General features: G+C 41.9%; 12 protein-coding genes, 1 tRNA gene and 1 other RNA gene. 8 read left to right on the top strand and 6 right to left on the bottom strand.

What is annotated here, in order from left to right:
• Nucleotides 1-10 precede the first annotated feature (10 nt).
• Nucleotides 11-592 (bottom strand): lipoprotein insertase outer membrane protein LolB, encoded by a 582-nt coding sequence (gene lolB / locus HUK62_RS13685; RefSeq protein WP_125280013.1) that lies wholly within the window; start codon nt 590-592, stop codon nt 11-13.
• 5 nt (nt 593-597) lie between these two features.
• Nucleotides 598-2307, bottom strand: a complete 1710-nt coding sequence (locus HUK62_RS13680) for a hypothetical protein (RefSeq protein ID WP_176538130.1) — start codon at nt 2305-2307, stop codon at nt 598-600.
• A gap of 78 nt (nt 2308-2385) precedes the next feature.
• Here HUK62_RS13680 and hemA point away from each other — a divergent pair, with 78 nt between their 5' ends.
• A complete protein-coding gene (hemA, locus tag HUK62_RS13675; protein WP_176538129.1) occupies nt 2386-3669 on the top strand; it encodes a glutamyl-tRNA reductase in 1284 nt (427 codons plus the stop codon).
• Between the two features lie 24 nt (nt 3670-3693).
• On the opposite strand, the gene HUK62_RS13670 is transcribed toward hemA, so the two are convergent.
• Together HUK62_RS13670 and HUK62_RS13665 are read right to left on the bottom strand one after the other, a co-directional pair.
• Nucleotides 3694-5589: a DNA primase gene (locus HUK62_RS13670; protein WP_176538128.1), complete on the bottom strand. Its 1896-nt coding sequence runs from the start codon at nt 5587-5589 to the stop codon at nt 3694-3696.
• A gap of 193 nt (nt 5590-5782) precedes the next feature.
• Nucleotides 5783-6766 (bottom strand): outer membrane protein assembly factor BamD, encoded by a 984-nt coding sequence (locus HUK62_RS13665; RefSeq protein WP_176538127.1) that lies wholly within the window; start codon nt 6764-6766, stop codon nt 5783-5785.
• Between the two features lie 71 nt (nt 6767-6837).
• On the opposite strand from HUK62_RS13665, the gene rluD reads away from it, so the two are divergent.
• From rluD to HUK62_RS13650, 3 genes are all read left to right on the top strand, one after another.
• Nucleotides 6838-7890 carry a 23S rRNA pseudouridine(1911/1915/1917) synthase RluD gene (rluD, locus tag HUK62_RS13660; protein ID WP_078425306.1) on the top strand — a complete coding sequence of 351 codons (1053 nt, stop codon included), beginning with the start codon at nt 6838-6840 and terminating at the stop codon, nt 7888-7890.
• Between the two features lie 30 nt (nt 7891-7920).
• Complete coding sequence (gene pgeF / locus HUK62_RS13655; RefSeq protein ID WP_176538126.1) at nt 7921-8661, top strand: peptidoglycan editing factor PgeF; 741 nt, start codon at nt 7921-7923, stop codon at nt 8659-8661.
• 106 nt (nt 8662-8767) lie between these two features.
• On the top strand, nt 8768-9334 hold the full coding sequence (locus HUK62_RS13650) for a flavodoxin family protein (RefSeq protein ID WP_004695530.1): 567 nt from the start codon (nt 8768-8770) through the stop codon (nt 9332-9334).
• 29 nt (nt 9335-9363) lie between these two features.
• Here HUK62_RS13650 and smpB read toward each other — a convergent pair whose 3' ends face one another.
• A complete protein-coding gene (gene smpB / locus HUK62_RS13645; protein WP_004695532.1) occupies nt 9364-9840 on the bottom strand; it encodes an SsrA-binding protein SmpB in 477 nt (158 codons plus the stop codon).
• 141 nt (nt 9841-9981) lie between these two features.
• Here smpB and coaD point away from each other — a divergent pair, with 141 nt between their 5' ends.
• The 4 genes from coaD (at nt 9982) to HUK62_RS13625 (ending at nt 11292) form a co-directional block, all read left to right on the top strand.
• Nucleotides 9982-10473 carry a pantetheine-phosphate adenylyltransferase gene (gene coaD, locus HUK62_RS13640; RefSeq protein ID WP_058870092.1) on the top strand — a complete coding sequence of 164 codons (492 nt, stop codon included), beginning with the start codon at nt 9982-9984 and terminating at the stop codon, nt 10471-10473.
• A 1-nt stretch (nt 10474) separates the two neighbouring features.
• Nucleotides 10475-10738 (top strand): YfhL family 4Fe-4S dicluster ferredoxin, encoded by a 264-nt coding sequence (locus HUK62_RS13635; protein WP_125280005.1) that lies wholly within the window; start codon nt 10475-10477, stop codon nt 10736-10738.
• A gap of 26 nt (nt 10739-10764) precedes the next feature.
• An RNA gene (gene rnpB / locus HUK62_RS13630) (RNase P RNA component class A) lies at nt 10765-11142 on the top strand.
• Between the two features lie 73 nt (nt 11143-11215).
• Nucleotides 11216-11292 (top strand) — tRNA-Met (locus HUK62_RS13625).
• 52 nt (nt 11293-11344) lie between these two features.
• Here the strand turns inward: HUK62_RS13625 and HUK62_RS13620 are convergent.
• A complete protein-coding gene (locus HUK62_RS13620) occupies nt 11345-12337 on the bottom strand; it encodes an RDD family protein (RefSeq protein ID WP_176538125.1) in 993 nt (330 codons plus the stop codon).
• Nucleotides 12338-12936 lie beyond the last annotated feature (599 nt).

The following is a 12936-nucleotide window of genomic DNA, read 5'->3' as shown; positions in this document are numbered from 1 at the left end:
ACGAGATAAACTAGCGGTTTTGAATGACCATTGTAATACGGTTTTCTGCACCATTTTCAAGTGCTTGTTTTAAAATTAACCGATTTGGCATATGGGCTTGCTCATTATAGCTCAGCTCAACGCTCCAACCATCTTCAATGATCTGTACTGCGCGTTTGGCATTGTCACGTTGGATTTGTGCTTGAACTGTTGCGGGTTTGGCCTGAACCCAATTGACTAAATGGGTGATGGGTGCCTGCCAACCTGTTGCGGTTTTTAAAAGTTCTTCAGGAGTTTCAGCTTGGATGAGGCCAGTTTTAGCACTATTCAGGCTAACTTCACCTGGACGACCAGTAATTTGCGTTTTACCAACGCCTAAAATTCCACTGAGCTCAATATCAAACTCTTGTTGCTGTTGTACCCATGTGAAAAAAGCACTGCCTGTCTGTTCAGGCGTCCGTACCCCAATTTTACCCTGTAAGCTAAAGTGTTGATCAGATTCTGTTTGCATGGTGTTTGGGTCAAGCTGTGGTTTGGTAAATTGTTGACAGCCTGTTAGTGCCAAGCTACTTGCAGCAAGTAAGCTTAAGCTCAGATTTGAGAAAATACGCATAAAAACTATGAGCTCTTTTTCAGTTGTTGGGGTAACAATAAAGTATTTAGTTGATCCAATTGAGGATCATTTGGGTGTTTTTGTTTGAGTTGTTGTAACACAGTGGAGAATTTTTGCAGATCACCGAGCATATAGACTGAACGCGCATAACGCACGCCAATGTTGACACTACCACTGATAAGGTAGGCTTTTTCTAAGACTTTGGCTGAAGTGCTAAAGTCATTTTGTAAGTAACAAATAAAGCCTAAGGTATCTAAGATGGAGGCTTGTTCAGGGGCATATTCTAAAGCATGTTCAACAAATCTACGTGCATCATCTAAGCGTCTGTTTTGCAAGGCTAAAGTGTATGCATAAGCATTGAGATAGGTTGGGCTATTGGGTTCGATACTTAACAGTTGATTCAGCAACTTTTCAAGTTTGTCTTTATCCGTGTGTGCATCCAGCATTAGCACTTCAGAATAGATCAGTTCAGGATCATCCGGTAAGTTTTTAATCGCCTCATCTAACAGTCGCATGGCTGCGGCTTTGTTATTCATGCGCTTTAAAATATCGGCTTGTGCCTGATACAAGAAGCTTGCATGTTGTGGGTAGTTCACCCGTTCTTGGGTTAAGAAGCGTAAAGCATCATTGGGTTTGTTTTGCTGAGTATAGATACTGATGAGGCTACGACGCGATACGGTATACAGACTACCATCGACTAGACGGTAGTAGGCCTTGGCTGTTTCAAAATGCTGTTTTCGTTCAGCATTCACTGCTAGATAGTAATAGGCTTCATTTTGATATTCAGCCGAATTACGTAGTTCAACCAGATATTTTTCAGCTTTTTCGTACTTCTTTAAATCAATACTGGTTAACCCCGCAATAAACAAGGCTTCTTCTTGGTTAGGCCATTTTTTAATCAGGCTCTCAAGCTTGGTTAAGGCCTCATTTGACGCATTAATTTTAATCAGATATTTGGCTTCGGCTAAACGGACATCGACATTGTCGCGGTGTTTACGACTTGATTTTGAATACCAATTACGGGTTTCTTCCTCTTGACCGAGTGCGCTGAGTAAGTTGGCTTTCATCAGGATGTAGCCTGTGACTTTTCCACGCTTTTTTAGGGCTTTATTGATGGTGGTTAGGGCTTGGTCAAGCTGGCCATTTTGAGCCTCTAAACCCGCAATCAACGCCAAAATAGAGGGGTTGTTCCGCTCCTTACTCGAACGTAGCGCTTGAATGAGAATTTCTTGATCTTCTGGTTCTTCAGGGGCAATCCCAGCAAGGATTTGCTCTAAATCAGCATTGGCATCAATATTGAGAATTTTATCGAGCGTTTCAGCAGCAAGCTCATATTCATGTGCTTTGAGTGCAATGTGCGACAAATAAAATAAGGCTGGAACATCGGTGGGCTCTTGCACCACCCAATGCGTTGCAATGTCGAGTGCGGCATGCAAATCATTTTGCTCAAGGGCAATATTTAAAGCGCGCTGTTTAATGGTGGTGGAATTACTTTTAATCGCCAGCACAGTATAGTTGTGCAGGGCAGTCGCGCTGTCTTGGTAAGCCAGTGCAAATTCGGCAATCATACTTTGTTGAATTGCATCATAATTAGATAGCGAAAAATCTCCAGCTGCTCTAAGATGAGCACTAGATGCCATGCTACCGACGAGTAAGAATGTGGTAGAATATTGCTTAATTCTCGCGCCGCTCAGTCGGCAATGTGTTTGACGCAATTTTTCTTGATCCAAGTAATGCTTTTTATGACACCGTTATTGCACAATAGCATAAATTTAGCGAAATGATGATCTGATATGTCTTTCTTTGCATTGGGTGTCAACCATCAAACCGCCTCCGTAGAATTGCGTGAGCAAATTGCCTTTAACCCTGAAAAGTTAACGCAACTGCTTGAGCAACAAGGCCAAAACCAAGACTTAAATGAAATGGTAGTGGTGTCTACGTGTAACAGAACAGAAGTGTATGCCATGTCTGAAAACTCAGATATGGTATTGAACTGGCTCGCCCAAGCAAATGGCATAGATGTTAAACAATTGTTGAATCATGTATACCGTTATGAAAATGCGCAGGCTGTGACTCACTTAATGCGTGTTGCAAGCGGTTTAGATTCACTCATGCTTGGTGAACCGCAAATTTTGGGGCAGGTTAAATCTGCACTATCTCTAGCGAAGACGGCTCATACTGTTTCTCCTCATTTAAACCGAATTTTTGAATATGCTTTCTATGCGGCGAAACGCGTCCGCTCTGAAACGGCTGTAGGTACTCACGCCGTATCGATGGGCTACGCGGTGGCTCAGCTTGCATTACAAGTGTTTAGTAAGCCTGAGAAGTTGACGGTCATGGTGGTCGCTGCGGGCGAAATGAATAGCTTAGTGGCGAAACATTTGGCTGAAATGGGAGTCGCAAAAATCCTCATTTGTAACCGTACTCGTGAACGGGCTGAAACTTTGGCTCAAGAAATAGCCCATCGTGTAGATGTTGAAATCATTGAGTTTGATCAGTTGGCCAATAACTTAGCACGTGCAGATGTCATTTCCAGTTGTACGGGAAGTTTACATCAAGTGATTCATTATCCAGATGTCAAAGCTGCTTTAAAAAAGCGTCGTTATCAACAAATGTTGATGGTCGATTTGGCTGTTCCGCGTGATATAGACCCGAAAGTGGAAAGCTTAGATGGCGTCTATTTATATGGCGTAGATGATTTGCAATCGGTGATTGATGAAAACCTTGCTCAGCGTCGTCAGGCGGCGGTTGAAGCAGAGGTGATGGTTAACCAACTAGCAACGGAGTTAGTGACCCAGCAGAAGGTCAATCTCGCAGGTGAAACCATCCATGCTTACCGTCAGCAAGGTGAACAGTTAAGACAAGAAGAATTAGAACTGGCATTGGCACGAATTGAGAAAGGGGAAAAGGCAGAACGGGTGATGCAAGAGTTTGCGCATCGTTTGACGCAGAAGTTATTACATCCGACCTCGATTATGCTGCGTGAAGCAGCCAAATTAGAAGATCCAAGTCATTTTGAACAAATGCAAACATGTTTAAATGAGACTTTTGACAAACGTCGTAAAACTAAAAAGTAAACTCAGATAAAAAATGCAATAGGTTTAAGTAATCAGTCTTAAGCCTATTTTTTTTGTCAATTCATTCAGTTTTTGACGTAGATTACGCGATTCAAGCAGGCTTAAAGGCGCTTTTAGTTTTTGGCGCAAATATTTTTCTTCAAGCGAGAGAGCATATTCACTGGCCAGTTTGTCGGCCATTTCAGGTGTTTTGGTCAGAACTTCAATATTGGTGCGCTGCATAATATCGGCAATTGCGTTGGCATAACGGCTACATGCACCCAAAACATAATAGGTTGCCAGTTCTTGGTCATCAGGTAAATCATCAAAGATACCATCTAAGACTTGTAGCACATGTGCTAAAAGTTCATCTTCAGGTAAATAGGCGCGTAGAGTTTCAAAGTGAATATACAAAAACGGGTGATGGATCAGAACGGCGAGCGCGAAGTCTTCATCTTTGGTGCGAATATTAAAAGACAACGAGGCATCGTTGCTGACTTGAGGTGTCCAGCGACGACCAAAACCGAGTTTTTCTTTGAAGGATTGATTTAGCAAATAACGGAAAGAGCCTGTTTTTGGCAATAAGTCCGTCAGTTGACGTAACTCACTCATGACCTGACTTTTACCTTCAGGGCTGCTGATGTCATGGTTCTGCGTCAGATGTGCAAAAACAAAGTCTGACAGCAATGGGGCCTGTTGAAGCAGTTTATTAAAGTTTTCAATACCTTCGCGACGAATCAGTGAGTCAGGGTCATGATCATTCGGTAAAACAAAAAACTTCAGCTCGCGACCATCATTGAGCAAAGGTAATGCAATTTCTAAAGTACGGCGAGCCGCTTTTTGTCCAGCCACGTCACCATCAAAGGCAATGGTAATACGGTTGTTTTGTTTAAACAGAATATTTAAGTGTTCGGTGTTACTGGCCGTTCCTAAGGTCGCCACAGCACCTGCAATCCCATACTGCTGTAGCGCAATCACATCCATATAGCCTTCGACCATCAGCCAGTCTTGGGCTTTTTGTTTACGGCCTTCATATAAACCATAAAGCAATTGGTTTTTATGAAATACCTCAGAGTCTGGCGAGTTGATGTATTTGGGTTTAATTTCGTCATTTAGAGCACGACCACCGAAGCCCACCACGCGACCTTTGGCATCACGAATCGGAAATATGACGCGATCCCGCAGTAAGTCAAAGTCACGACCGTTGTCGCTAGTGCGAATCAATCCGAGTAGCTTTAAGCCTTCGATATCTTGCGGGAAGGCTTTTTCTAAGTGTTGCCAGTCCTCAGGTGCATAGCCTAAACGCCAATATGCAATGGTATCTCGGCTGAGACCACGCTGTTTAAAGTACTGCTGAGCAGCGCGACTATGCGGTAGTTGTTGCTCATAGTATTGCGCAATATTTTCTAACAGGTCGTATAAGTTGCCTTCTTGAACGGGGGCGGTGTTGAAGCCTTCGAAAGTATCAAAATCAGCGTAACCCTCTTGGTAGTCCATGGACTGAAATTCAGCAAAAGGATCATGCTCAATCTGAAACTCAGGTTGTGCTGGAGCTGGTTCAGCTTTCTTGGCTTCTGCGACATCGACCTGTGGTTTTTGGGCAGGTTTAGCTTCGCGCTTATACACCAGTTTTTTCGAGTCACGGTTGTCTTTTGGAAGTTCGATGCCTGTTTGGCTCGACAAATCCTTCATCACATCAATAAAGCTACGACTGTCGATGTCCATTAAAAAACGAATGGCATTACCATTGGCCTGACAACCAAAACAGTGGAAATACTGTTTGTCACGATACACGTGAAAAGATGGTGATTTTTCTTGATGGAACGGACAACAGCCTGAATAGGTGCGACCTGACTTTTTAAGTTTCACACGTTGACCAATCAGGTCGACAATGTCGGTCCGATCTAAAATTTGGTCAATGGTGTGTTGAGGAATAGTCATGTCGAATCGTCAGTCGTTGATGTTTTGAAAACCGTGAAAAGAAGCAGAGATGGAGGTTTTAAAATGCAAACAACCATCGAATCTAGATTGTTTTGTATACCTTTTAGGCGTTTTGATCAAGCGGAAATCGCACAAAACAAAAGGGCAAGTATGATAACTTGCCCTTTCTAAAATAGCGAATATTTCAGAGGAATTATTCGGTTTCAGTACTGATATTTTGCTGTGTTTCAGGACGATCCAGTAAACCGAAGCTGACACGATTGGTAAAGCTGCGTTCTGCTGTTTGTTTGGGTTGTTCGATTTTTTCTTCAGAACTGTTTTGTTCTTCGCGACCAAACACACCTAAAGTCGCACGGTTGACCCAACTTGCTTCTTTACGTGCAGCACGTAAGTTCACCTCACCATTCGATTTCACTAAATTTGGATAATTTAGTTTCAAAACATCGGTATATTGTTGCGCAGTTTGCTTGTCGCCCAATTGGTCATACGAATAAGCAACAGTTGCTAAAGCCTCAGGCACTTGAGGGCTTTGTGGATAATGTTCAATCACCCATTGCGCACGCTCTAGTGCTGCGACCCATGCTTTACGTTTGATATTAAAACGTGCCGCATTCATTTCGCTTTCAGCCAACTCATTGCTGATAAACTTCATGCGTTGTGCAGCATCAACCGCATAAGTGCTTGAAGGGTAACGACGAATAAAGTCTACGAAGTTTTGATACGCCACTTTAAGATAGCTCACATCGCGATGTGCTTGCTTTAAAGAAGTATAACGAATCAAACCATCATAGTTTTGTTCCATATTGGCTACACCACGGACATAGTAGGCATAGTCCACGTTTGGATGCTGAGGGTTCAAACGAATGAAACGATCAGCCAGTGCAATCGCACCTTCGTAATCTTTCTGCTGAAACTTCACATAGAGCAGCTCTAGTTGAGCTTGTTGCGCATATTCACCTGTAGGGTAATAGGTATCTAATGCTTCTAAGTGTTTTGCAGCGTCGGTATATTGACCACTTTGCAGTGCTTTTTCTGCTTTTTGAATATAAACCTGTTCACTCGATTGTGGACCGGTATCTACCACTTCTTTCTTGGGATTGCTGCTACAGCCTACCATTGCAGATGCAATGCCAATCGTTAGAGCAAGCATTGTCATTTTATAATGTGGTAGCGACATAAAAATTCCTCTGTTAATACGGGCAATGAGCTACAATTGCGCTATTAAATCACTTTTATTTGAATGATCAAATGGCTCAAGCACAATCTTCCGATCCAAATTTCCCTGAAACCGATTTCAATTTACTTGAAGATTCTGAGGATGCAGATAACCATACTTCAAGCTCTACTGCAACACGTTTATCGTTGCAATTTCAATTGGATGAAACTTATCTCGGACAGCGTATAGACCAAGTCGCAGCAACGATTTGGAGCGACTTTTCGCGTGAAAAACTCAAACAGTGGCTAAAAGAAGGCCATTTGTTGGTAAATGGTAACAGTGTCAAACCGAAATATAAATGTGAAGGATTTGAACTGTTAACCCTTGAAGTTGAGTTAGAAGCCCAAACTCGTAGTCTGCCTGAAGATATTCCGCTGGATATCGTCTATGAAGATGATGACATTATTGTCGTTAATAAACCTGTTGGGATGGTAGTTCACCCAGGTGCAGGCAATTCATCGGGTACGTTGGTCAATGCATTATTGCATCACTATCCAAAATCGGCAGAACTGACTCGTGCGGGTTTGGTACATCGTATTGATAAAGATACGTCAGGTTTATTGGTCGTTGCGAAAAACTTAGAAGCACAATTTTCACTCAGCAAGCAATTGGCGAAAAAAACGGTTTACCGTGTTTATGATCTGATTGTGTATGGCAATGTGATTGCTGGCGGCACGGTGGATGAACCGATTAAACGTCATCCTGTAGATCGTGTCAAAATGGCGGTATTACCAGGTGGTAAAGACGCTGTAACACACTACAACGTGAAAGAACGCTTCCAACATTTCACCCGCATCCAAGCTCGTCTTGAAACTGGACGTACGCATCAGATTCGTGTGCATTTTAGTTATATTGGTTTTGGTTTAGTTGGCGATCCTGTGTATATGCCACGTGTACGCGTGCCCGCAGGTGCAACAGAACTTTTAGATGAGACTTTACGTGGTTTCAGACGCCAAGCCTTGCATGCAGCAGAGCTAGGTTTGAAACACCCTCGTACAGGTGAAGAAATGTTGTTTAAAGCGCCGTGGCCAGCAGACTTGGCGACCTTGGTCGATGTACTACGCACGGAAAACAAAGCCTACTAAGTTATAGTTGAATCATCATAAGGACAGTATATGCAATTTGTTCAAGGACTTCCGGCAGGTGTTTTTGTAGGGCAAACCCGTGTACATCATGATCGTGCTTTAGAAACTACTCAATTTGAACTACAAGGCTTTAATTTGGCTTTGCATGTACAGGATGATGCTGCACGTGTGCAACAGCATCGCATGATCTTGCTCGAAGAGTTTGCAGGCTATGGGGTCGATAAAATCACATGGATGACGCAAACTCACAGCACTATATGCCGTGTAGTGAATGAGCAAATTGACTTTGATGCTCAAGAAGGGGATGGTTTGATAACGCAGCGTACAAACCATGCCCTGATGATGATGACAGCCGATTGTTTGCCAGTGGTTTTAGGCAATGCGGATGGAACTGAAGTGGCCAATTTGCATGCAGGTTGGCGCGGGCTGGCGCATGGCATTATTGAAAATACTATTGCCCGCATGAACACTCAGCCGACATGGGCTTGGTTGGGCGCAGCTATTAGTCAACCTTGTTTTGAAATTGGGGCGGAAGTAAAAGAAGCCTTTTGTTCAAAGTATGCTGAGCTTGAGTCTGCATTTCAAACAGGTGAGCAAGCTGGAAAGTATTATGCTGACTTATATGCAATCGCAAAATTCATTCTAAAACAGCACGGTGTTGATGTGGTCTCTGGTGGTGATCAGTGTTCATTTAGCCAGTCTGATGAATATTTTTCGTATCGCCGTCATGCCAAAACTGGGCGTATGGCGACATTCGTGTTTATGCAATAGTTTGGCTTTTGATGAAGTGCTTGGCTGTTTTAATCCTTGCACTTACTCCCCACTCAGCGAGTGGAAGTGTTAAACTTAACTCAATTCTTTGGTCTTAAAAATTTCCATGTCTGTACCTGATCTTGTTTCTGCTACACCTGTTCATGTGTGTGTGGTTTATCATAGCGCTTATGGTCATACGGCGAAAGTCGCTCAGTATATTGCACAAGGTGCAGAGCAGGCGGGTGCTGATGTGCATTTAATTTCTGTTGCTGCTGTGCAGTGGGATTTGTTAGATCAGGCCGATATTATTGTGATGGGTTGTCCAACCTATATGGGCAGTCTCACAGCAGCACTTAAACAGTTTATGGAAGACTCCTCTAAGCGTTGGTTAGCACGGGCTTGGCAAGGGAAACTGGCTGCAGGTTTCACCAATGGCGGTGGCTTAAGTGGCGATAAACTGGCGGTATTACAACAGATTAATTTATTTGCTATGCAGCATGGTATGTTGTGGGCGGGTTTACCGTTTATGCCGACAGGACGTAGCCAACACGATATTAATCGGATGTCGAGCTTTTTAGGTTTGATGACTCAGTCAGACAACGCCAGTATTGAAATAACCCCACCCGAAGGTGACTTGGAAACTGCTCGAAAGTTCGGAAAATATTTGGTCGAGCTAAAAGCTGATTATTAATAAAAAACCTCCCATTGGGAGGTTTTTTATTATTTATGCATAATGCGGGCTTTATCACGTTGCCAGTCACGGTCTTTTTCCGTGGCACGTTTGTCATGTAGCTGTTTGCCTTTCACTAAAGCGATTTCTAATTTCGCACGTGGTCCTTTCCAATAAGCAACAAGCGGAACGCACGAATAACCTTTTTGATTCACTGCGCCGAGTAACTTATCCAGTTCACGGCGATTCAACAGTAACTTACGGGTACGGGTCGCTTCAGGAACAATGTGCGTAGATGCACTGAGTAAAGGCTGAATTTGAGCACCGAACAGGAAAGCTTCGCCATTTTTAAAGGTGATATAACTCTCAGACAGCGTCATACGACCTGCACGTAACGATTTTACTTCCCAGCCTTGCAGTGACAGGCCAGCTTCAAATTTTTCTTCAATAAAATAGTCGTGACGTGCACGTTTATTCTGTGCAATCGTCCCGCTGGTATTTTTTTTAACTACAGTTGCTTTCGCCATAATCAATTACTTCCAACAATGTACCTATTGTGCCTTAAAGCAGGGTTAAGGTGAAGTTTTTTCAAATTTATGGAGTTTCTTCACCTATAAAACAAGTTTTTGCTAAAATATAGCTCTACAAAATCAACAGAGTAAAAATGGATGTCTAAAACTCGCGTCATTTACCCGGGGACTTTTGATCCAATTACCAATGGTCATATTGATTTGGTCACACGTGCATCACGTATGTTTGATGAGGTGGTGGTAGCCATCGCCATTGGTCATCATAAAAACCCTGTCTTTAGTTTAGAAGAGCGTGTGAGCTTGGCCAAAGCATCATTAAGCCATCTTGATAATGTTGAGTTTGTAGGTTTTGATGGTTTGTTGGTGAATTTCTTCCGTGAACAAAAAGCAACGGCTGTACTGCGAGGATTGCGTGCAGTGTCTGACTTTGAATATGAGTTCCAGTTAGCCAATATGAACCGTCAACTTGATTCACACTTTGAGGCAGTATTTTTAACGCCGTCAGAGCAGTATTCATTTATTTCATCGACGTTGATTCGTGAAATAGCACGTTTAAAAGGTGATGTGACAAAGTTTGTACCGCAAGCTGTAGTCGCTGCTTTTGAACGTAAACATCAACAAGGTTGGTAGCGTGTCTTTATATATAACCGATGAATGCATCAATTGTGATGTTTGTGAACCTGTGTGCCCCAATGAAGCCATTTTCATGGGGGAATTGATTTATGAAATCAATCCAGACTTATGCACAGAGTGTATCGGACATTATGATAAACCCCAGTGTCAATTGTTCTGTCCAGTGGACTGTATTCCGCTGGATCCTACTCATGCGGAAACTGAGGATGAGCTCATGGATAAATATAAAAAGCTGATTGCTCAAAAAAGCGCAAGCAATTAAGTCTAAGATTTGATACTATGCGCCTCGAAGTGAGCCAGACGATCGCTGCTGTGGAGATCTCCGTGATTGAAGCAGGGGAGGAAAGTCCGGGCTTCATAGGGCAAGGTGCCAGGTAACGCCTGGGCGGCGTGAGCCGACGGAAAGTGCAGCAGAGAGTAGACCGCCTTCATTGTGGTTTCGAGCAATCGAAATCGGAGGTAAGGGTGAAAGGGTGCGGTAAGAGCGCACCGCATGGCTGGTAACAGTTCATGGCATGGTAAACCCCACCGGAAGCAAGACCAAATAGGGATCCTTTAGGCATGGCCCATGCTGGATCCGGGTAGGTCGCTTGAGCGTATGAGTGATTGTACGCCTAGAGGAATGATCGTTCTCGACAGAACCCGGCTTATCGGCTCACTTCAACAAATTTTGATCAATTAAGCGCGCAAGGTACTTGACGTACTGGTAAGAAAACCACATAATGCGCGCACAGTTTACGGCTATGTAGCTCAGTTGGTTAGAGCACCGCACTCATAATGCGGGGGTCACAAGTTCAAGTCTCGTCATAGCCACCATTTTTATAGACCACGTTCCAAAACGTGGTCTTTTTTTGTCCTTATTTTGGGCTTAATACCCACCTCCAATTTGCGTTTGTTGTTGTGAAGAAACTTCCTGAGCAGTAATTTTCTGCTGATCATCTGTTTCAATTAAATAGGTGGAAGAACGTTTTTTTGAAATTAACCCAAATTGATAGCGAGCGGTGAGTTGAACATAATTTTCTAGATATTTTGCACGGTGACGTGGTTCTAATTTGAAAATATATTGTGCAAATTCTTCAGCATAACTTGGATTATTGAGTAAATTAGGATCGGTAATCGTGGCTAAATAATAATGTTGAGTTGGATTTATACCTTCCTCATTTTTAGGAAGGATGAGATAACCATAATCAAATTGGCTTAATTCCTTAAATTTTAGATTTTGTAAAGAAATAGGAATATAGTCTTGGTCATTTGTAATACTGTTCCAAACTTGTAACCCTGAAAAAATGAAAACTAAAATAGTCGCGATGTAAAAATGTACATTCCATGTTGTAGAAATAGTCTTAGGTTCAACCCCATTTTTTATGACAATTGTGTGTGCTAGATAGTCGTGAATAGAGCGGCGATTTTTCCGATTAAAAATATATAAATAAATTATAGAAATCAGTAAGCTGCCTAAAAGTATCGTAAAGATGCTATTCAATACTGGGTGAAAAAGTAGCGTAAAAGACATTAAGCAGAAAGGGGCATATAAAATTGCCGAGCGTAAAAATGAGGCGGATAGGCTGAGATACTGCTGATCTAGTTTGATAACTTTAATGGATTGAATAATTTTGCCGATTGTTTGTCCATTATTGTTAACGCTGTTGCAATAAGTAAAGTATAGAATAACGAAAAGATAACCAATTAATGTTATGAGTATAGGGTATTCATAAGGAAATTTACCTAATAGGCTAGAGATAATGTTACAGAAAGCACCGATGAGCAAAGCATCAATGATAAATGCGAAGCTCCTACGCCAAAAGCCTGCAATATAAGGTTGTGTATCAGTTGATACACCATTTTCAATTGTATTATCCAAAATAATGACTCATGCTGTTATAAAATTATTGGTTTTGATGTTAAAAGTAATCAGTAATTAACAAGTTTTAATCACTTTATTAAATAGTGAGCTGTTTTACAGAATTGTAGAGATGAAATCAATAATTCGAAGAGATTCTTTTTATTTACATTGAGTTGATACTTCTGCAATTTTAATCCTTGGAAGCTATTTTGGATCTGCATATAGGCAGTACATTATTCTGCAAAAATTTATTTTTTAGCCTGTAATTTTATTCTTTGTTCAGTTTAGTTGCGCATAGCATTTAGCATTGCAATTTCAAGTTGCTTATATGGTGATCTTTTTGAACATGATATAAGCGTTGTCAGGTCTTGCTGAGCTGTGCCATGCATCGTTTTTGTTGCATGTTCTGTAAGTGTTGATTGATGATTCATTTGGCAATATCCATGTGAGCGTGATTATAATTGACCAAGGTTGGACTCACGAGCTGGCATGCATTTAGTGCTGTTATGAGTGTAGCAATAAGCAAGGATTTGATCTGAGTAAGGATAATTTTCTTTATATATTTAGCTATTGTGCCCTATGTTTTTTTACTAAATATGTATTAATTTTAAACATTT

The organism is Acinetobacter sp. NEB 394 (assembly GCF_013374795.1).
GTDB classification, from domain to species: domain Bacteria; phylum Pseudomonadota; class Gammaproteobacteria; order Pseudomonadales; family Moraxellaceae; genus Acinetobacter; species Acinetobacter johnsonii.
Note: the sequence above shows the minus strand (reverse complement) of the source record. Positions and strands in the feature narration are given on the sequence as shown.

Excerpts from the sequence above, each read along its gene's own strand:
- HUK62_RS13665 (WP_176538127.1), bottom strand. The coding sequence starts at position 6,766 with ATGTCGCTACCACATTATAAAATGACAATGCTTGCTCTAACGATTGGC.
- HUK62_RS13670 (WP_176538128.1), bottom strand. The coding sequence starts at position 5,589 with ATGACTATTCCTCAACACACCATTGACCAAATTTTAGATCGGACCGAC.
- hemA (WP_176538129.1), top strand. The coding sequence starts at position 2,386 with ATGTCTTTCTTTGCATTGGGTGTCAACCATCAAACCGCCTCCGTAGAA.
- HUK62_RS13650 (WP_004695530.1), top strand. The coding sequence starts at position 8,768 with ATGTCTGTACCTGATCTTGTTTCTGCTACACCTGTTCATGTGTGTGTG.
- smpB (WP_004695532.1), bottom strand. The coding sequence starts at position 9,840 with ATGGCGAAAGCAACTGTAGTTAAAAAAAATACCAGCGGGACGATTGCA.
- lolB (WP_125280013.1), bottom strand. The coding sequence starts at position 592 with ATGCGTATTTTCTCAAATCTGAGCTTAAGCTTACTTGCTGCAAGTAGC.
- pgeF (WP_176538126.1), top strand. The coding sequence starts at position 7,921 with ATGCAATTTGTTCAAGGACTTCCGGCAGGTGTTTTTGTAGGGCAAACC.
- coaD (WP_058870092.1), top strand. The coding sequence starts at position 9,982 with ATGTCTAAAACTCGCGTCATTTACCCGGGGACTTTTGATCCAATTACC.
- rluD (WP_078425306.1), top strand. The coding sequence starts at position 6,838 with ATGGCTCAAGCACAATCTTCCGATCCAAATTTCCCTGAAACCGATTTC.